The 19661-nt window shown below is 60.8% G+C and carries 18 protein-coding genes; 10 read left to right on the top strand and 8 right to left on the bottom strand.

What is annotated here, in order from left to right:
• Window position 1: 1 nt before the first annotated feature.
• Window positions 2-1375, bottom strand: a complete 1374-nt coding sequence (gene ppnN, locus K5K89_RS09180; RefSeq protein WP_025856956.1) for a nucleotide 5'-monophosphate nucleosidase PpnN — start codon at window positions 1373-1375, stop codon at window positions 2-4.
• Window positions 1376-1525: 150 nt separating this feature from the next.
• A complete protein-coding gene (locus K5K89_RS09185) occupies window positions 1526-2350 on the bottom strand; it encodes an aspartyl/asparaginyl beta-hydroxylase domain-containing protein (RefSeq protein ID WP_222541268.1) in 825 nt (274 codons plus the stop codon).
• A gap of 310 nt (window positions 2351-2660) precedes the next feature.
• Between K5K89_RS09185 and fabV the strand changes: the two genes are divergently transcribed.
• Entirely contained in the window at window positions 2661-3854 is a 1194-nt protein-coding gene (fabV, locus tag K5K89_RS09190) for an enoyl-ACP reductase FabV (RefSeq protein WP_071489043.1), read from the top strand.
• Window positions 3855-3923: 69 nt separating this feature from the next.
• Here fabV and K5K89_RS09195 read toward each other — a convergent pair whose 3' ends face one another.
• On the bottom strand, window positions 3924-5147 hold the full coding sequence (locus K5K89_RS09195) for an anthrax toxin-like adenylyl cyclase domain-containing protein (protein WP_071489044.1): 1224 nt from the start codon (window positions 5145-5147) through the stop codon (window positions 3924-3926).
• Between the two features lie 295 nt (window positions 5148-5442).
• Here K5K89_RS09195 and K5K89_RS09200 point away from each other — a divergent pair, with 295 nt between their 5' ends.
• The gene (locus K5K89_RS09200; RefSeq protein WP_071489045.1) at window positions 5443-6066 is read left to right on the top strand and encodes an HAD family hydrolase; all 624 of its coding nucleotides are present in this window, start codon (window positions 5443-5445) and stop codon (window positions 6064-6066) included.
• Here K5K89_RS09200 and K5K89_RS09205 read toward each other — a convergent pair.
• Entirely contained in the window at window positions 6063-6968 is a 906-nt protein-coding gene (locus tag K5K89_RS09205) for a LysR family transcriptional regulator (protein WP_071489046.1), read from the bottom strand. The two genes, K5K89_RS09200 and K5K89_RS09205, sit on opposite strands and share 4 nt — an antisense overlap.
• A 101-nt stretch (window positions 6969-7069) precedes the next feature.
• Here K5K89_RS09205 and K5K89_RS09210 point away from each other — a divergent pair, with 101 nt between their 5' ends.
• Window positions 7070-8248 carry an aspartate aminotransferase family protein gene (locus tag K5K89_RS09210; protein WP_071489047.1) on the top strand — a complete coding sequence of 393 codons (1179 nt, stop codon included), beginning with the start codon at window positions 7070-7072 and terminating at the stop codon, window positions 8246-8248.
• Here K5K89_RS09210 and punR read toward each other — a convergent pair.
• Entirely contained in the window at window positions 8220-9143 is a 924-nt protein-coding gene (gene punR / locus K5K89_RS09215) for a DNA-binding transcriptional activator PunR (protein WP_071489048.1), read from the bottom strand. The genes K5K89_RS09210 and punR overlap by 29 nt on opposite strands.
• Window positions 9144-9265: 122 nt before the next feature.
• On the opposite strand from punR, the gene punC reads away from it, so the two are divergent.
• Window positions 9266-10450, top strand: coding sequence for a purine nucleoside transporter PunC (punC, locus tag K5K89_RS09220; RefSeq protein ID WP_093126461.1), 1185 nt, complete (start codon window positions 9266-9268; stop codon window positions 10448-10450).
• Here the strand turns inward: punC and K5K89_RS09225 are convergent.
• Window positions 10447-11280, bottom strand: coding sequence for a nucleoside-binding protein (locus K5K89_RS09225; RefSeq protein ID WP_222541269.1), 834 nt, complete (start codon window positions 11278-11280; stop codon window positions 10447-10449). The two genes, punC and K5K89_RS09225, sit on opposite strands and share 4 nt — an antisense overlap.
• Before the next feature lie 158 nt (window positions 11281-11438).
• Between K5K89_RS09225 and K5K89_RS09230 the strand changes: the two genes are divergently transcribed.
• Window positions 11439-12941, top strand: coding sequence for a nucleobase:cation symporter-2 family protein (locus K5K89_RS09230; protein ID WP_092247648.1), 1503 nt, complete (start codon window positions 11439-11441; stop codon window positions 12939-12941).
• Window positions 12942-13056: 115 nt separating this feature from the next.
• Here the strand turns inward: K5K89_RS09230 and K5K89_RS09235 are convergent, their stop codons facing one another.
• Together K5K89_RS09235 and K5K89_RS09240 are read right to left on the bottom strand one after the other, a co-directional pair.
• A complete protein-coding gene (locus K5K89_RS09235) occupies window positions 13057-13989 on the bottom strand; it encodes a proline iminopeptidase-family hydrolase (RefSeq protein WP_071489051.1) in 933 nt (310 codons plus the stop codon).
• Window positions 13990-14081: 92 nt separating this feature from the next.
• The gene (locus tag K5K89_RS09240) at window positions 14082-14846 is read right to left on the bottom strand and encodes a LuxR family transcriptional regulator (protein ID WP_071489052.1); all 765 of its coding nucleotides are present in this window, start codon (window positions 14844-14846) and stop codon (window positions 14082-14084) included.
• Window positions 14847-15028: 182 nt separating this feature from the next.
• On the opposite strand from K5K89_RS09240, the gene K5K89_RS09245 reads away from it, so the two are divergent.
• Genes K5K89_RS09245 through K5K89_RS09265 form a run of 5 tightly spaced genes read left to right on the top strand, consistent with a single transcriptional unit; the run spans window position 15029 to window position 19642 of the window.
• Window positions 15029-15916 carry a proline iminopeptidase-family hydrolase gene (locus tag K5K89_RS09245; protein WP_222541270.1) on the top strand — a complete coding sequence of 296 codons (888 nt, stop codon included), beginning with the start codon at window positions 15029-15031 and terminating at the stop codon, window positions 15914-15916.
• Window positions 15917-15919: 3 nt separating this feature from the next.
• On the top strand, window positions 15920-16867 hold the full coding sequence (locus tag K5K89_RS09250; RefSeq protein ID WP_092247532.1) for an ABC transporter permease: 948 nt from the start codon (window positions 15920-15922) through the stop codon (window positions 16865-16867).
• A complete protein-coding gene (locus K5K89_RS09255) occupies window positions 16864-17721 on the top strand; it encodes an ABC transporter permease (RefSeq protein WP_071489055.1) in 858 nt (285 codons plus the stop codon). The genes K5K89_RS09250 and K5K89_RS09255 overlap by 4 nt, the downstream gene beginning before the upstream one ends.
• Complete coding sequence (locus K5K89_RS09260; RefSeq protein WP_222541271.1) at window positions 17718-18674, top strand: ABC transporter ATP-binding protein; 957 nt, start codon at window positions 17718-17720, stop codon at window positions 18672-18674. The genes K5K89_RS09255 and K5K89_RS09260 overlap by 4 nt, the downstream gene beginning before the upstream one ends.
• Window positions 18671-19642: an ABC transporter ATP-binding protein gene (locus K5K89_RS09265; protein WP_071489057.1), complete on the top strand. Its 972-nt coding sequence runs from the start codon at window positions 18671-18673 to the stop codon at window positions 19640-19642. The genes K5K89_RS09260 and K5K89_RS09265 overlap by 4 nt, the downstream gene beginning before the upstream one ends.
• The last annotated feature ends 19 nt before the right edge of the window (window positions 19643-19661 follow it).

Below are 19661 nucleotides of genomic sequence, written 5' to 3' on the forward strand. Positions count from 1 at the left end.
CTTATTGCACCACGCGGTAGCACGGCACATACGCCGCGCCGCCCGGCAACTTCATGCGGTGCTGGGCCACGAAGGCCTGTAGCAACTCATCCAGCGGTTTCATGATGGCCGGGTCGCCGTGGATCTCATACGGGCCGTTCTGTTCGATCAGGCGGATGCCTTTGTCCTTCACGTTACCCGCTACGATCCCCGAGAACGCGCGGCGCAGGTTGGCGGCGAGTTCGTGGGGCGGCAGGGCGTGGCTCAATTGCAGGCTGGCCATGTTTTCGTGGGTGGGGTCGAACGGGCGCTGGAAGCCTTCGTCGATCTTCAACAGCCAGTTGAAATGGAACGCGTCGTTGCGCTCGCGGCGGAACTGCTTCACCGCCTTGAGGCCGGCAGTCATCTGGCGTGCCACTTCCGCCGGATCATCAATGATGATCTGGTAGTGCGCCTGGGCCGCTTCGCCCAGGGTGGCGCCGACGAATGCGTGCAGTTGTTGCAGGTACGGCGCGGCGTGTTTCGGCCCGGTGAGGATGACCGGGAACGGCAGGTCACGGTTGTCCGGGTGCATCAGTATGCCCAGCAGGTAGAGGAATTCCTCTGCTGTACCGGCACCGCCCGGGAAGATGATGATGCCGTGGCCAACGCGCACGAACGCTTCCAGGCGCTTCTCGATGTCCGGCAAAATCACCAGCTCGTTGACGATTGGGTTTGGCGCCTCGGCCGCGATGATGCCTGGCTCGGTGAGACCCAGGTAGCGCCCGCCGGTAATCCGCTGCTTGGCGTGGGAAATGGTCGCGCCTTTCATCGGACCTTTCATCACGCCAGGGCCGCAACCGGTGCACACGTCAAGGCTGCGCAGGCCCAGTTCGTGGCCGACCTTCTTGGTGTATTTGTATTCTTCGGTATTGATCGAGTGCCCGCCCCAGCACACCACGATCTTCGGCTCTACACCCGGGCGCAGCGTACGGGCGTTGCGCAGCAGGTGGAACACGTAGTCGGTGATGCCCTGGGAGTTGCTCAGGTCGATGCGCTGGCTGTCCAACTCGTTCTCGGTGTAGACGATATCGCGCAGGGCGCTGAACAGCATCTCGCGGGTGCTGGCGATCATTTCGCCATCGACAAAGGCGTCTGCCGGAGCGTTCAGCAGTTCAAGGCGCACGCCGCGGTCCTGTTGGTGAATGCGCACTTCAAAATCTTTGTAGGCGTCGAGGATGGTCTTGGCGTTGTCGATGTGCGCGCCGGTGTTGAGGATCGCCAGGGCGCATTGGCGGAACAGGGTGTAGATGCTGCCGGTACCGGCTTCGCTCAGTTGCTGGACTTCACGTTGAGACAGGGTTTCGAGGCTGCCCTTGGGGCTGACGGAGGCATTGATGACTTGACGTTGGGGCATTCTGATTCCTTGAAAGCGCAGCCACCGCACCCGCAAGGGGCCGCGATGGCTTGAGAATGATGGGCGCCGAATTCGGTCGCACGAGACGGTTATTTACCTCAGGCGCAAGGCCCAGCGCAAATACCGTCCAGCACCATCATGCCGCAGAACTCACTGAATCAGCTTCCAGTTTTTGTAGAAAACCCGACGCAGGGTAAAGGCCATCCCGGCAAACCCAGCGATCACGGCGTTGAGCACCCGGGGCACCGGGGTCGGCCGCACGATATCGATAAACAGGCAGTAACGCTTGGCATCGTTTTTGTTGAAAGACGCGTGCATCAGCGTGTCATCGAAAATAAACAGCGGGTCGTCATGCCAGTAGTGTTTGTGCTGGCCGACCTGGATGTAGACGCCCTCGTGATGCGGTGCCGGGGCCATGTTGTAGAGCACGCGGAACATCATGCGCAGGGGGCCGAAGTGGAAGGAGGTCGAGCGGTTTTCGTTGAACACGGACACGCCGATAGTCTTCACGAACGGCAGTTTTTTGCGCAGTTCCGGAATGTCGAGGGTCGTCTCAATGGGCTGGCCGTACCACTGGAAAAACAACATGCCGCGCTTTTTCTCGGCCATGCGTTCGTTCAGGTAACCGATGATTTCATCCTTATGAGCCATGGCGTTTTCGATCACCCGTTGCAGGTCTTCACGCCAGGCCGGCGGCAGATCGTCCATCCGGTAAACGTATCGGTTACGCCAGCTCAACAGGTCGAACAGGGTGTTGAACGGCGCCAGCAGCCACGTGTTACGGCCACTGCCAATAAAGTACTTCTTGGCGGTGGGCGCGTCATACAGGCCATTGCGCAGGAAGTCGTAAATGCCGCAGATCACCACCAGCCCGAGAAATACCAAAGTGGTTTCCGGGAAAATATCCATAATCAGCAGCACGCCGAATACCCAGGCGACCGATACCGCTTTTTTACGCAAAGCAGGCTTTTTCATGAAACTCAGCTCCAGCAGGACGCCATTCGACAGGTCCGGATCCGTGGCCGCGAGTGGTGGGGGTTTTGAAACATATTGAAACAACTGCGCCATCATAAGCCGTTCCACGACGCGTAGGCGTTTTAAATATTGCAAAATTGTGAAGGCTCACTAGGGTTTTTAACCCTGGTAGTGTTGAGCGGATTGGATTTTGTAAACGGAAGATTTGCGACTATCGTGACGCTTCGGTTTTTTGGACGTCATAGACCGGTACGATTGAAGTTGAATGGCCACCACTGGCCTTCGGCACCTTGGAAGAGGCAGAAATTTTATGATCATCAAACCGCGGGTTCGTGGCTTCATCTGTGTGACCGCTCACCCTGTTGGCTGTGAAGCGAACGTCAAGGAACAGATCGACTACGTGACCCAACACGGCGTCATCGAAGGCGGCCCGAAAAAGGTGCTGGTCCTCGGTGCTTCCACCGGCTACGGCCTGGCCGCGCGCATCAGTGCCGCGTTTGGTTGTGGCGCCGACACCCTGGGCGTGTTTTTTGAGAAAGAAGGCGAAGAAGGCAAGCTGAGCTCCGCCGGCTGGTACAACAGCGCCGCGTTCGAGAAGTTTGCCGTCGAAAAAGGCCTGTACGCCAAGAGCATCAACGGCGACGCGTTTTCCGACGAGATCAAGCGCCTGACCATCGAAACCATCAAGAAAGACTTGGGCAAGATCGACCTGGTTGTCTACAGCCTGGCCGCGCCTCGCCGTACCGACCCGCAAGGCGTGGTGCACAACTCCACCCTCAAGCCGATCGGCAAGGCCGTGACCCTGCGCGGCATCAACACCGACAAAGGCGTTGTGGTCGACACCACCCTGGAGCCAGCGACCCAGGAAGAAATCGACGGCACCGTGAAAGTCATGGGTGGCGAAGACTGGCAGCTGTGGATCGACGCCCTGCGTGACGCCGACGTCCTGGCCGAAGGCGCCAAGACCACTGCGTTTACCTACCTTGGCGAGAAGCTGACCCAGGACATCTACTGGAACGGCTCCATCGGCGAAGCCAAGAAAGACCTCGACAAGAAAGTCCTGACCCTGCGCGACAACCTCGCCGCGCTCAAGGGCGACGCCCGTGTGTCGGTGCTCAAGGCCGTGGTCACCCAGGCCAGCTCCGCTATCCCGATCATGCCGCTGTACCTGTCGCTGCTGTTCAAAGTGATGAAAGAACAGGGCACCCACGAAGGTTGCATCGAGCAGGTCTATGGCCTGTTCAAGGACAGCCTGTACGGCAAAGAGCCGAAGCTCGACGCCGACGGCCGCCTGCGTGCCGACCTGGCCGAACTGGAACCGAAAGTCCAGGACGCCGTGGCGGCCCTGTGGAACCAGGTCACCGACGAAAACGTCAACGAGATCAGCGATTTCGCCGGCTACAAGGCTGAGTTTCTGCGTTTGTTCGGCTTTGAAGTCGACGGCGTGGACTACGAGGCTGACGTGAATCCTACCGTGAAGATTAACGGTCTGATCTCGGCGTAACGATCTGGGCCGACAGCAGTCTCCATAACCCTGTTATGAGGCTGCTGTTTTGTTGACGCCCTGGCGTGTTCAGCCTTGGTTGAACCGCTGTTGGGCTTTGACGAAGTCAGAACGCCTGATGCTCACTATTTCTTTCTCCCAAAGCGGATTCATCGGAACGTGATAGCCGCTGTCCTTGGCTGTTTTGACCAGCTCCGCCATGTCTTGGCTGTCGTTGATCATGCAGATTTCATCGAACCGTCCCAGTTTGACTGGCAGAAAGAAGGTTGCCGGGTAGTTGGCGTCGACGTCCGTCGCCGGGCTGCCGGAGTCCGCATTGTGGTGTACCACCCGCTCTCCGTTACCGACCAATCGATGATTGATCAACGCTATCATCTGCTTTATCCGTGACGTGGCGTTACCCAAGTCGGGGTCTTCCTTTTGATAGAAACGGGCGGCGCTTTCATAGTCTGCACGCAGCGCTTCGGGCACCTGAAAACAGCCAGTGATTGAATGTCGATGCCTGTAGCTGTCGATCCGTTGTGTGAAAACACTGTGCGCCACATCGGGCACCGGGATTTTATCCTGAGGGCCAAAATCGCTGATGTGAGGCGCCACCATGTGCAGGTCATAATCGGCGGTCAACGCCTTGCCACCGGCGTGTTTCGCCAGGACTTCAACCGGTACTCCCTCATGGGTGATGAGGTAGCTGTCTTCTGACGCAGATGTGCGTCTACCTTCAAATGCATACTGCTGTCGACTGGGGCCTTGGGCACTGAAACGCAGTGCTTCTTCGTGGGGCCTTGTTGCCAACTGGGCAATGTGTCCGAGTTTTATCAGTTCGCCGATACGCTCGCCCGAGATCTCCAAGGGGACCGCGACAGCGTGCCCGTCGCGAATGCATGCCTGGATTTGCTCATTGGCGCTGGTCACTTTGGCGGGGGCGTCCTCCTTGAATTTTTCAAGCTTGCTGAACGCCTGGTTCGTACAGATCAGGCCAGCTTGCGGTCCCCAGTCGGCACTTTTTCCTTTGATGTGAAAGTCCTTGGTGGGGTGACCGGCCGCTATCATCCCGGTAGCCACGGTTTCTACAGGGCGTACGCCAATGATGGAATTGGTGGCCGCTGCGATGTTCTGCAGGGGAACAAGGTGGCTCGGTACTATTCCCGTCCGCTCCTTGGCACGTTCAAATGCGTCGATGATCGAGCTGTTCGCCGCTTGGACGGTGCCGGTCGACTGAGTGGCTTGAGCGCCCAGCAGTGTGTGCAGGCTTAGCGCGGAAGGTGAAATGACAGGGGAGATGATGTCGCTCATTGAGTTGCTCCAAGTCATGTTTTATCGGCATGTTGGATGATTCCTTCCGGAACAGAGCATTCCCTCGATTACACAGCGCGACACTAGAGACATTTTGTGCGCGGGGGGTGAAAGAAGTACTACAGGCTGTATGAAGCCGATCTGCAATGGAAGGTTCAGGCCTGAATGCATGGGCGTTGCAGCGATACCTGTTGTGCGTGAGCCGGAAAATTATCGGAGCGGTCCTACGCCTGCTTACTTGCCGACGCAGGTCACCGGTATGAGACTGATGCAGCACATTAATTGGGAGGAGCGTATGACAATTCGTGCAGTGGTTTTTGATTTCGGCGGTGTCCTGTTTGATTGGAGCCCGCAGCACCTGTACCGCAAGCTGATTGCCGATGATCACGAGCGACAATGGTTTCTCGACCACATCTGCACCCAGGCCTGGAACACCGAGCAGGACGCCGGTCGCTCCCTGGCCGAAGGCACCCGCAGCCTGATCGAGCAGTACCCGCATCATGAGCGCTTGATTCAAGCCTATTACGACCGTTGGCACGAGATGCTGCGAGGGCCGTTGCCGGAAGGCGTGGCGATCCTCGAAGCGTTGCACCGCGCCGATATACCGTTGTTCGGGCTTACCAACTGGTCTGCCGAGACGTTTCCCTATGCGCGGGCCAACTACCCGTTCCTGCAGTATTTTCGCGACATCGTGGTGTCCGGCGAGTTGAAACTGATCAAGCCGGACGCGGCGATCTACCACGCCAGCCTCAGTCAGGTACGGGCCCAGTTGCCGGATATCCAGCCCTCTGAAGTGGTGTTTATCGATGACGTTGCCGGCAATATCGAAGCGGCCATCGCTCTGGGCTGGCAGGGGATTCACCATGTGTCTGCCGCGCGCACGGCAGCGCAGTTGCGTGAGTTGGGCGTGGGCTTCTAGCGCGCCCACTTTTCCATGGCGAAATCCACGAAGGCGCGCAGCTTGGGCAGGCGATAACGGTCCTGGCCGTAGAGCAGATGCATGGGGCGGCTGGGCAGTCGATAGGTAGTCAACAGGGCCACCAGTTTGCCGCTCTCCAGGTCCGGTTGTACCAGGGCATCGGCCAGCATGATGATGCCCATGCCGTTGACGGCTGCCTGGCGCAAGCCTTGCGAGCTGTTGATGGTCAATGAGCCGGACACCGGTACTTCCACCTCGCCGCTATCGTCGGTCATGCGCCAGAGTTTTTCGGTGTCGCGCCAATTGTCATTTGCCGGGTAGGCGAACGCCAGGCAGTCATGCTGCCTGAGGTCCTCGGGTGTCGAAGGCGTGCCGCGTCGCGCCAGGTAAGCAGGTGACGCGCAGAGGGTGAGGGTGTAGTCCTGCATGGGCCGTGCGATCAGGCTCGATGTTTCCAGTTCGCCAAGACGTATCGCCACGTCGAAGCCGCTGTCAACCAAGTCCATCCGCTCATTGCTCAACACCACGTACAGGTTGATCAGCGGATAGCGCCGGGAAAATTCGCTCAAGGCCGGTGTAAGGCGTTCGGTGCCGAATACGGGGGGCGCGGTGATGCGCAGGGTGCCCTTGGGGACATCGCTATGGGCTTGTTCGGCCAGTTGCTCGGAGTCGGCCACCAAGCCCAGCACTTCCAGGCAGCGCTGGTAATACTGCCCGCCGAATTCCGTGAGGCTCTGTTTGCGCGTGGTGCGCTTGAGCAGGCTGACGCCAAGGCGTTGTTCCAGCGCGCGCAAGTGGTTGCCGACCATGGTGGTCGACATCCCGCAGGCTTGGGCTGCGGCGGTCATGCTGCCAGTCTCGACCACCTTCACGTACACCGACATTGCCTGGAACAGATCCATTATCAAGCCCTGGTTTAAAGTCATTGCAGGAATGTGCAGTTTATCCAGCTCAGGTGGCTAACGATACTGAAGCCATCCCAACGATGCACTGGAGCCGCACCATGACCGCCGCCTGCTTGATGACCACTTACCAACCCCTGGCGCTGAGCTTTACCCGCGGCCTGGGCACGCGCCTGTGGGACCAGCAGGGCCGTGAATACCTGGATGCGGTGGCCGGTGTGGCGGTGACCAATGTCGGCCATTCGCACCCCAGGTTGGTGACGGCCATCAGCGAGCAGGCTGGCTTGTTGTTGCATACCTCCAACCTCTACAGCATCGACTGGCAACAACGGCTGGCCCAACGCCTGACTCAACTGTCTGGCCTCGACCGGGCCTTCTTCAACAACTCCGGTGCCGAGGCCAACGAAACAGCGCTGAAACTGGCGCGGCTGCATGGCTGGAAAAAAGGCATTGAAGAACCGTTGGTGGTGGTGATGGAAAATGCTTTTCACGGCCGTACGCTCGGCACCATGGCTGCCAGTGACGGGCCGTCGGTACGCCTGGGTTTCCAGCGCTTGCCGGGGGACTTTCTCAAGGTGGGCTTTGGCGATCTGGCTGCGCTTGAGGCAATCACCCAGACGTTTGGCGCGCGGATCGCAGCGGTCCTGCTGGAACCGATCCAGGGTGAAAGCGGCGTACTGCCGGCACCACCGGGCTACCTGAAAGCCCTGCGTGATCACTGCACCCGCCATGGCTGGTTGATGATGCTCGATGAAATCCAGACCGGCATTGGGCGCACCGGCGCCTGGTTTGCCTTCCAGCATGAAGGCATCGTCCCGGACGTGATGACCCTGGCCAAGGGCCTCGGCAACGGCGTACCCATCGGCGCCTGCCTGGCGCGGGCCGGTGTGGCCCAGTTGTTTACGCCGGGCAGCCATGGCAGCACCTTCGGCGGCAACCCGTTGGCGTGTCGCGTGGGGTGCACCGTGCTGGACATTATCGAAGAACAAGGTTTGCTGCAGAACGCGGCGCTACAGGGCGAGCGCTTGCTGGCGCGGTTGCGGGTGGAACTGGGTGAGCACCCGCACGTCCTGGCGATTCGTGGGCAGGGGTTGATGATCGGGATCGAACTGGCGAGCCCTTATCGTGACCTGGCCCAGCGCGCGGCCCAGGAACACGGCCTGCTGATCAACGTGACGCGGGGCAAGGTCATTCGGCTGCTGCCGCCGCTGACCCTGGCTGCCAAGGAGGTCGAGATGATCGTGCGGGCCATTACCCGGCTACTGGATCAGGCCCGTTGAGCCATTCCTGGTTCAGGGTTTCGGTATCGCCCAGATACTCCAGCAGCCAGGCCATGGCCGGGGACAGCCTGTCCTGTGCCCAGGCCACACACGACGGGCTGGCAGGAAACGGCCGGCTCAATTGCAGCGCCACTAATTCCCCGCGCTCGATCCACGGCAGCACCTGATGCGCCGGCGCCATGCCGACGCACAGGCCATCACGCAAGCAATCGAGGGCCGATGACCAGTTCGGCACCACCAGCCGACGCTGGTTATCCAGGGTCCAGGTGTCGCGTTTGGGCAGGTTGCGCGATGTATCGGTCATGCACAACGAGGCGAAGGGGCGCAGTTGATCGTCACTCAGCAAGCCTTCGACGCTGGCCAACGGGTGGCGCGCACTGACCACACACAGCCAATTCAACAACCCCATGTCGCGAAAGGTGAAGCGGCTGGCCACCGGCACCGCGCTGGTGGCGCCGATCACAATGTCGGTGCGCTCATCCGCCAGGGCATCCCACACGCCGTTGTACACCTCGTATTCCAGCAACAGCTCGACCTCGGGAAACTGCCGGTAGAAATCAATGACCAACTGCCGGCAGCGCTGGGGTTTGACGATGGAATCCACCGCCACCTTCAACTGGCCACTCCAGCCGTTGGCCACTTGCTGGCAAAGGCGTCGGGTGCCGAGCATTTTTTTCATCACGCCACGGGCTTCGTCGATAAACAGCCGGCCGGCCGGCGTCAGCTCGACGTCCCGGTGGCGCCGCACAAACAACGGCACTGCCAGCCATTCCTCGATCTGACGCACCGTATAGCTGATGGCCGACGGCACCCGGTGCAGTTCCTGGGCAGCTGCGCTGAAGCTGCCATGACGCGCGACTGCATCGACAACGTCCAGCGAATATTCGGACCACATGGCGGTTGCCTTCAAATTTATTGATAAAAGTATCCAATTATTATCGCTTCACACCAAAACTGTCAGCTTCATAATGGGCGCCAGTCAGCAAATAGTTTGATGGCAGGATCAACAAGGCTTCAATGAAAAATTCTTTTGGTTTCACTGGGTATCTGGCGGGGCTGAGCATGCTCGGTTACCTCGCCATGGACATGTATTTACCGGCGTTCGGCGCCATGGGCGAGCACTTGCAGATTGGCGCCGGTGCAGTAGGCGCCAGCTTGAGCATTTTCCTCGCCGGCTTTGCGGTCGGGCAGTTGTTATGGGGGCCGTTGTCCGACCGCCTGGGGCGCAAGCCGATCCTGCTCGCCGGGCTGAGCCTGTTTGTGCTCGGTTGTGCGGGCATGTTCTGGGTCGAAACGGCGCCTCAGTTGCTGGCATTGCGTTTTATCCAAGCCATTGGCGTATGCGCCGCCGCCGTCAGTTGGCAAGCCCTGGTGATCGACCGTTACCCGGCCGACAAGGCCCATCGCGTGTTCGCCAGCATCATGCCGCTGATGTCGTTGTCACCGGCTTTAGCGCCGCTGTTGGGCGCGATGGTGCTGAGTCACTTCGGCTGGCAGGCGATCTTCGGCGTATTGCTGGGTGTGTCGTTGTTGCTGTTGTTGCCGACGTTGTTCCTGCGTACTGCGCAGAAACGTCAGGCCGCGAAGGGCGAACCTTCGCGCCTGGGTTATGGACAGTTACTGACGTCTCGCGTGTTTACCGGCAATGTCATGATTTTTGCCGCGTGCTCGGCCAGTTTCTTCGCCTGGCTGACGGCGTCGCCCTTCATCCTGGGCGGCATGGGCTACAGTCCGAATGACATCGGCCTGAGCTACGTGCTGCCGACCTTGGCGTTTCTGGTCGGCGGCTACAGCTGCCGCAGCGCCTTGCAACACTTCCAGGGCAAGACGCTGTTGCCGTGGCTGCTGCTGGCGTATTGCATCAGCATGGTGGCGTTGTACCTGGTCGCGACCTTGACCGTGCCGAGCCTTACCACCTTGCTGATTCCGTTCTGCCTGATGGCGCTGTGCAACGGTGCCAGTTACCCCATCGTCGTGGCGAACGCGCTGATGCCGTTTGCGCAAAACTCCGGCAAGGCGGCGGCGCTGCAAAATACGCTGCAATTGGGCCTGTGCTTTCTCAGCAGCCTGCTGGTGTCGTCAATGATTGACCAGCCACTGCTGATTACCGTGATTGTGATGCTGGCGACCGCGCCGCTGGCCGTGCTGGGGTACTGGCTGGCGCGGCCCAAGGCCGAGGATTCGGAACTGGCAGCCGCCTAGAACGTCACTTCCAGGTTCACTGTCGGCGTCGATGTGCGGCTACCCCGGCCGCCATCCACGCCGAACTTGTTATGCCAATACTCGTAACCCACCCCCAGGTACAGGTTCGGCTTGACGCTTTTGCCCGGTCGCACCGCCACCATCAGCGTGGTGCGCATCAGGGCTTCCGGCGCGGTGTCGCGACCGTGATAGTCCTCGCCTTTTTCCCCGACATAATTGATGAAACCCTGGAATTTCGCCGCATGATTGGCAATCTCGAACGGGCGCATCCACGTCAGGTTGAGCATGTAGGTATCGTCGAACGTGTGGTTCGACTCCTGCGCGCCGGGGATACCGGTGTGGTTCTTTTCCTTGTAGTACAGCAGGCTCAGGTCCAGCACGCCGACGGTGTTGAACTTCAAGGTCGGGCCGATCACCAGGGCGCGCTTCCTGGCTGAGGCGAAGTTGTTGTTGCGGTTGGCATCGAACCCCAACGTCAGCGCGTAATCCTTGACCAGGCCAGTGCCCAGCGGCACATCGAACACCCGCGATGCATACAACTGGTGACGGTACACCGCATACACCTCGCTCCCGCCATGATCCGTACCCTTGCGCGGGTCGCGGCTGTCGGACAGGAACACATCGAGGTTGAGGAAATTGCTGCCGTACCGGTAGCCGCTGGCGTGGGTAAAACTGTAGATGCGCTTGCTGAATTCGTCGGGGTTGTTCGGGTTGGTGAACTGCTGGCCGTAGCGAAACCCTACGCTGTTGTTCATCCATTCCACCGCGACGGCCTCCCCGCCGCCGAGGAGGGTGAGTGCGACGGTTGCGCCCTGTAGTGCCTTTTTCATTGTTATGGGTCCTTTGGCGTTCTGGCTCATCACGGCCGGATTGTTTTTGTAACGCCGACGGAGGGTAACTTGTTCGATTGATTGTATACAACTCTATGGACATCAAGTCCAAACATTGCATACAGTGGCCGCACAACAAAAACAGAGAACCCCTCACCATGACTATCCCGAAGGCGTCACCGCAGCGGCCAGAAGATGAGAATCTCGGCGTCGCCGCCAACATGGCTTACGGCCTGCAACATGTGCTCACCATGTACGGCGGCATCGTCGCGGTACCGTTGATCGTCGGCCAGGCGGCGGGTTTGTCGCCGGCGGATATCGGCCTGCTGATCGCCGCGTCGTTGTTCGCCGGTGGCCTGGCCACGCTGTTGCAGACCCTGGGCCTGCCGTTTTTTGGTTGTCAGTTGCCGCTGGTGCAGGGCGTGTCGTTCGCCGGTGTGGCAACCATGGTGGCGATTGTCGGCAGTGATGGCGCCGGCGGTGTGCCGGCGATTCTTGGCGCGGTAATGGCCGCGTCGTTTATCGGATTATTGATAACCCCGGTGTTCTCGCGGATCACCAAGTTTTTCCCGCCGTTGGTAACGGGCATTGTGATCACCACCATCGGCCTGACCCTGATGCCCGTTGCCGCGCGCTGGGCCATGGGCGGCAACAGCCGCGCCGCCGATTTCGGCAGCATGTCCAATATCGGCCTGGCGGCGTTGACCCTGGTGCTGGTGTTGCTGCTGAGCAAGATAGGCAGCGCGACCATCTCGCGCTTGTCGATCCTGCTGGCGATGGTGATCGGCACCGTGATTGCGGTGTTCCTCGGCATGGCCGACTTCTCCGGCGTGACCCAGGGGCCGATGTTCGGTTTCCCCACACCCTTCCATTTCGGCATGCCCACCTTCCATGTGGCCGCGATCATTTCCATGTGCATCGTGGTGATGGTGACCCTGGTCGAGACCTCGGCGGATATTCTGGCGGTGGGTGAAATCATCGACACCAAAGTCGATTCCAAGCGTCTGGGCAACGGCCTGCGTGCCGATATGCTGTCGAGTATGTTCGCGCCGATCTTCGGTTCGTTCACCCAGAGCGCCTTCGCCCAGAACGTCGGGCTGGTGGCGGTGACCGGGGTCAAGAGCCGCTTCGTGGTGGCCACGGGCGGGCTGTTCCTGGTGATCCTCGGCTTGTTGCCCTTCATGGGCCGGGTCATCGCGGCGGTGCCCACTTCAGTGCTGGGCGGGGCCGGGATTGTGCTGTTCGGCACCGTGGCGGCCAGTGGTATCCGCACCTTGTCCAAGGTGGATTACCGCAACAACATGAACCTGATCATCGTGGCCACGTCCATCGGTTTTGGCATGATCCCGATTGCGGCACCGAGCTTCTACGACCACTTCCCGAGCTGGTTCGCGACCATTTTCCACTCGGGGATCAGCTCGTCGGCAATCATGGCGATCCTGCTGAACCTGGCGTTCAACCATTTCACCGCCGGCAATTCGGACCAGCAGTCGGTTTTCGTGGCGGGGACCGAACGCAGCTTGTGCTTTCGCGATGTGTCGGAACTGCGCGATGGGGATTACTTCAAGGGCGGCAAGTTGTTTGATGCCGAGGGCAGGGAGATCCCGTTGGTGGCGGAAGTGCCTAGGAAGGTCACCAAACCCGAGGCTAGCGAGGCCTGAATGTGGGAGGGGGCTTGCCCCCGATGACGGTGGATCAACTGAGTGATTGGCGCCTGACACACCGCTATCGGGGGCAAGCCCCCTCCCACAATTGGAATGCATCCAGCTTGAGCATTCAGCCGGCCTTGAGCACTTTGTATTGTGCCGAACACACCTCATCCAGAAACTTCACCACAGTCCCCATGCACGCCTGGCGTTCTTCCACATGGGGCATGTGGCTGGAGTCTTCAAACAGCGCCCAGCGCACATCCGCAATTTCGTCCAGGAACGGCTTGACCACCAGCGGCGTGGCCTCGTCGTGGCGCCCCGAGATCACCAGCGTCGGTACGTTGATCGCCGACAGGCGGCCAGTGGATTTCCAGTCTTTCAAGCTGCCGATCACATGGAATTCGGTCGGGCCGCTCATGGCGTGGTACACCGTCGGGTCTGCATCGACCGCGGCGAAGGTGCGCGCCACTTCCTCGGGCCACGGGATGACCCGGCATACGTGATGGTCATAGAACACCCGCGACGCGGCGAGGTATTCCGGGTCCTGGTAGTTGCCGACGGCTTCGTGCTTGAGCAGGGTTTCATGCACGCCTTCAGGCAACAATTTGCGCAGGCGGTTGGCTTCGCTGACCCAGGTGCGCATGCAGGTCGGCGAGTTGGCCGGGATGAACGCGCGCAGGCCCTTGGGTTGCAGGATCGCGTGCTCACTGCCGAGCATGCCGCCCCAGGACTGGCCGAGGATCGCGTAGTTATCGCTGATCTGCAGGTGGTCCAGCAGGTTGTTGAGTTCTTCGAGGAACAGGCCCACGGTCCAGAAGGACGGGTCTTTGTCGGGCAGATGGGTGGAGCGGCCGTTGCCCAACTGGTCGTAGTGGATCACCGCGTGACCGCTGGCGGCGACGTCCTTGAACGCGTCAACATAATCATGGGTGCATCCGGGGCCGCCGTGGATAACCACCAGGGGCGTGCGACCGCTCGACAAGTCACCGGTGACGCGGTACCAGGTTTGGTAGGCGCCAAACGCCGCATACCCTTCGCGGATTTTTTCGATGAATTCCATTTCGTACCCTGCTCTGAAAAAAGGATCAGGGACACGATAATGCGTGGCAGAAATTTAGGTAACTAGCAAAACAGCTAGGTTTTGCCGGGGTGTCAGTCTTCCAGCAGCCGGTAATGGGTGGCGCGCACTACCGCCTGCACGCGGTTCTTGGCCCCCAGTTTGTGCATGGCCGAGGCCAGGTGCAGGGTGACCACCGCCAGCGAACGGCTCAATTGCGTGGCAATTTCGGCCGCAGTCAGGCCTTCGGCGGCCCATTTGAGGCACTCACGTTCGCGTTTGGTCAGGTGGATATGCGGGTAAGTGCGCAGCTCTTTGCTGAACAATGGGTAGGCCGCTTCCTGCAAGGCATGGGAAATCAGGCTGAAGTCCGACAAGGTCTGCTGCGCATCCTTCAACACGCTGCGGGCGTTGCCGGTGCGCAGGCCGGTCAGCGAGGCGAAGCCGCCACGGGGCAGGTGGATCGGCACGCTGACGCCGCAGGTCAATTGCTGGTCATGCAGGTAGGATGAAACCGGCGCGTGGCAGGGATCGATGATCTTTTGCAGGGGGGTGTCGGCCTTGACGTCGTAGGACCACACGAACGGCGACACCCGGCTCAGAGCCAGGTGTTGCACCGGATCGATCTGGTAGAACCCTTCGCTGCACCACAAGGCATGCCAGTCGGCCGGGGTGTTGCGTAGTTGCAGCACCGAGGGGGTGATCAATGCGCCATCCTGGTCGATCGGCACCGGGGTGTAGTCGTACACCAAGGCGTCGAAGCCCAACTGTTGGGCAAGGATAAAGGTGTTGTCCATCTGCTCGTCCAGGCTCCTGCCCGGCATCAGACGGTGATTTAAGGCAGTCAGCTTGGCCAGCATCCGTTCTGCTCCCGATTTCATTTGAATCTCGACTTGCGGCAAGTAGAATGCCACGCCCCGGCGAAGGACTGCCAGGCCAAACCTATAAGAAATACTAGGTTATGGACGCGCGGCATCCTCGGTAGTGTTGGCCGATCAACGGCCGCTACCTGCCAGGCCGATACAACACAAGGAATGTATGCATGTGGCGTGAAATTGCCCCCGACCAGCAGTACAACGTGCAAGTCGATGGCCATAACCTCGTGGTCTACAGCTTCGGCGAAGGCGATGAGGTGCTGCTGTGCCTCAACGGCGGGCCGGGCCTGCCGTGTGACTACTTGCGCGACGCCCATGGCTGGCTCAAGGAGCATAACCTGCGAGTGGTTGCATTCGACCAGCTTGGCACGGGCGCATCAGCCAGACCCACCGATGTTGCGCTGTGGGAAATCCGCCGTTATGTCGAAGAAGTCGAAACCGTGCGCCAGGCCCTTGGCCTGGGCCGCGTGCATTTGCTCGGGCATTCCTGGGGCGGCTGGCTCGGCATCGAATACGCGATCCATTACCCCGACGCGCTGAAAAGCCTGATCCTCGAAAACACCGTGGGCGACATTCCGCACCTGTCCCAGGAACTGGAGCGCCTGCGCGGCGCCCTCGGCGGCGAAACCGTGGCCATGATGCAACGTCACGAAGCCATGGGTACCCTCGACCACCCGCAGTACCAGGCCGCGATTACCTTGCTCAACTACCGCCACGTGTGCCGGCTGGACGAGTGGCCTGCACCGGTCAGACGCTCTCTCGACGACTGGAACATGGGCCCTTACGAAACCATGCAGGGTCCCAACGAATTCCTCTACATCGGCAACCTCAAGGACTGGAACCGCCTCCCCGAGATGGCCGCGTTCAAGATGCCGATCCTGATCACCACCGGCCAGCACGACGAACTCACCCCGGCCTGCGCCATGCGCATGAAAATGGCGGCCCGGCACGCCGAATTGCATGTTTTCCCCAACAGCAGCCATATGCCGTTTTATGAAGAGCCCCAGGCATATTTCCCGGTGCTGCTGGACTTCCTCTCGCGTCACCGAGGCTGACGGATGAACCTGGCGCGCTACCGTTTTGTGCTGTCCCGGCCGCTGCAGTTGCTGCCGGTGCTGTTTGGCATCAGCCTGATCACCTTTGTGCTGGTGCGCTCGATCCCTGGCGACCCGGCGCGCGCCTTGCTGGGCTCGCGCAGCACGCCGGATGCCTTGCTGAAGATTCGCGCCCAGTACGGCCTCGACCAGCCGTTGTGGCAGCAATACTTCTACTTCCTGAAAAACCTGCTCAAGGGCGACCTCGGCCAATCGCTGCTGTACAAGGTCGACGCCCTCAAGCTGATTGTCACGCGCATCGAGCCCACCCTGGTGCTGGTACTGGGCAGCGTGGTGCTGGCGCTGCTGATCGCGGTGCCGCTGGCGACCTGGGCCGCACGCAACAAGGGCGGCTGGGCGGACAACCTGATCCGCGTGTTCACCACGGTTGGCCTGGGCATGCCGGCGTTCTGGCTGGGCTTGATGCTGATCCTGTTGCTGAGTGTGCAGTGGGGCTTGTTTCCGGTGTCCGGCTACGGCCGCACCTGGCTGGACAAGGCGCATCACATGGTGCTGCCGTGCCTGACGATTGCCCTGGCGTTATCGGCGGTGCTGGTGCGCAACCTGCGGGCGAGCATGCTGATGGAGTTGCAGGCCGATCACGTGACCGCGGCCCGCGCCCGTGGGCTGTCGGAAACCGCCGTTTTTCGTCGGCATGTGTTGCCAAATTCCCTGGTGCCGGCGGTCAACCTGCTGGCGGTGAACATCGGCTGGCTGATCAGCGGCACGGTGGTGATCGAAAGCCTGTTCGCCATTCCCGGTATCGGCCAATTGCTGGTGCGCGGCATTTTCACCCGCGATTACATGGTGGTGCAGGGCGTGGCCATGGTGCTGGCCTGCGCGACGGTGGTGGTCAACTTCATCGCTGACGTGGTGACGGTGGCCCTCGACCCACGGGTGAAGATGCAATGAGCAGCCGCCCGTTGATTGCCCCGTGGCGCTTGCGCCTGCGTTTCGGTTTGCGCAATGGTCGGCTGACGGCGGCGTGGGGCCTGGCGATCCTGCTGGTGTGGCTGGCGCTTGCGCTGTTTGCGCCGTGGATTGCACCGTATGACCCGATTGCGCAGAACCCTGATTTCAGTTTACTCGCTCCAAGCCTTATACATCCGTTTGGCACGGATAACTACGGAAGAGACATTCTTTCGAGGGTGATCTGGGGCGCTCGCATCGACCTGCAACTGGCCATTGTCGGGGTGATCTTCCCTTTCATGATCGGCACCTTCATCGGTGCGGTCTCGGGCTATATCGGCGGGCGCTTCGACAGCGTTTGCATGCGCGTGATCGACGTGATCCTGGCGTTTCCCTTCCTGGTGCTGATGCTCGCGATCATGGCCATCCTCGGGCCGGGCCTGAAGAGTTTCTACATCGCCATGGCGCTGGTGGGCTGGGTGTCGTATGCGCGGCTGATCCGCTCGCAGATCCTGGTGCTCAAGGAAAGCGAGTTTGCCCTGGCCGCCAAGAGCCTGGGCTTTGGCCACGGGCGCATTCTGTTCCGGCATCTGCTGCCCAATGCGATGTTCGGCTCGATTGTGTTTTCCATGTCTGACGCGGTGCTGGTGCTGCTCAATGGCGCCGCCGTGAGCTATCTGGGCCTGGGCGTGCAACCGCCGACCGCCGAGTGGGGCACCATGGTGGCCGAGGGGCAGGCCTTTATCACCACGGCCTGGTGGATCTGCACCTTTCCGGGGCTGGCCATCGTGACCCTGGCCATGGGCTTCAGCCTGCTGGCCGATGGCGTGGCGCAAGTGTTGGGGGACCGCTCATGAGTCTGCTGCAAGTGCGCGACCTCAGTGTCATCGCCAACAATGCGGGGCGCGATGTAACCCTGGTCGATCGGGTGTCGTTCGATCTGGCCGAAGGCGAAATCCTCGGCCTGGTAGGGGAAAGCGGCTCAGGCAAGACCATGGCCTGCCGTGGCCTGATGCGCCTGCTGCCATCGCCCAGCCTGCGCGTGCAAGGCGGCTCGGTGCGGCTGGCCGGCCAGGACCTGTTGGCATTGGATGACGCTGGCATGCGCGCCGTGCGTGGCGGCCAACTGGGCATGATTTTCCAGAACCCCAGCAGCCACCTTGATCCGCTGATGCGTATCGGCGAGCAGATTGCCGAGGGTATCCGCCTGCATCAAGGCGCGTCGAAAAAAGACGCGCGATTGCAGGCCATCGACGTGTTGCGCCAGGTTGGCATCCCCGATCCCCAGGCGCGGGTCGACAACTACCCCCACGAGTTTTCCGGCGGCATGCGCCAGCGTGCAATGATCGCCGTGGCGCTGGGCTGCAACCCTAAAGTGCTGATCGCCGACGAACCCACCACCGCCCTGGATGTGACGGTGCAGGCGCAAATCCTGCGGTTGTTGCTGGAATTGCGCGACCAGCGCGGTCTGTCGATCATCATGATTACCCATGATCTCGGCGTGGTGGCGCAAACCTGTGATTCCATCGCCGTGATGTACGCCGGGCGGCTGTGCGAGCACGGCAGCAAATACGACTTGCTGGCTCGACCGCAGCATCCCTACACCGCCGGCCTGATCGATTGCCAGCCCGCCCACAGCAGCGGTCACGCCTTGCTGCGCACGATCCCCGGGCAACCGCCGTTGCTGGATGCATTACCCGCCGGTTGCCGGTTCAACCCGCGTTGCCCGCAGGTTGGCGCGTTGTGCACCGAGGTGTTGCCGGAAGGTGCTCGGGTCGCCTGTCATTACCCGTTGGGAGCGCAGCCATGAGCCTGTTGCAGATCAAGGACCTTGAGGTGAAGTTTGCCGCGTCCGGCACCGGCGTGTTCGGGTTGAACAAGCAGTGGGTGAGGGCAGTGAACGGCGTGTCGCTGAACCTGGCGGCGGGTGAAACCCTGGGGCTGGTGGGTGAGTCGGGCAGCGGCAAAAGCACCCTGGGCCGCGCCATCCTGCACCTCAACCCGATCAGCGCCGGCCAGGTGTTGTTTGACGGCATCGACATGGCCCATGGCAGCGCCATCGACATCACTCGTCTGCGGCATGAAACCGCAATGATCTTCCAGGACCCGTACGCTGCGTTGAACCCGCGCCACACCATCGGCGAAACCATTGCCGAAGTGCTGCGCGTGCAGCGCAAAGTCGCGCCAGAGCAGGTTGCAGCTCGTGTGAATGAACTGCTCGACCTGGTCGGCCTGCGCCCCGAACTCGCCAGCCGCAAACCCGCCGCCCTCAGCGGTGGCCAGTGCCAGCGCGTCGGCATTGCCCGGGCGCTGGCGGTTGAGCCACGCCTGATCATCGCCGACGAGTGCGTGGCGGCGCTGGATGTGTCGATCCAGGGCCAGATCATCAACCTGCTGCTGGAACTGCAACAGCGCATGAACCTGGCGATCCTGTTTATCGCCCATGACCTGGCCATCGTGCGCCGATTGTGTGACCGCGTGGCGGTGATGTACCTGGGCAAGATCGTCGAGGAAGGACCGGTGGAGGCGGTCTTCACGGCGCCACGTCATCCGTACACGGCGGCGTTGATCCAGGCGATTCCCGAGATCGATCCGCATCGGCCATTGCCGACAGAACCCTTGCCGGGTGAACCACCGAGCCCACTGAATCTGCCCACAGGCTGCGCCTTTCACCCGCGTTGCCGGCATGCCCGCACCCTGTGTTCCGTGGTGTTGCCGCCGACCCATTTCCTGCACGAGCATCGGTACAGTTGCGTGCTTGAAGAACCTTTGCTTTGACCCATCCCTGCCATTCATG

The organism is Pseudomonas sp. DR208 (assembly GCF_019823005.1).
In the GTDB taxonomy this organism is placed as follows: domain Bacteria; phylum Pseudomonadota; class Gammaproteobacteria; order Pseudomonadales; family Pseudomonadaceae; genus Aquipseudomonas; species Aquipseudomonas extremorientalis.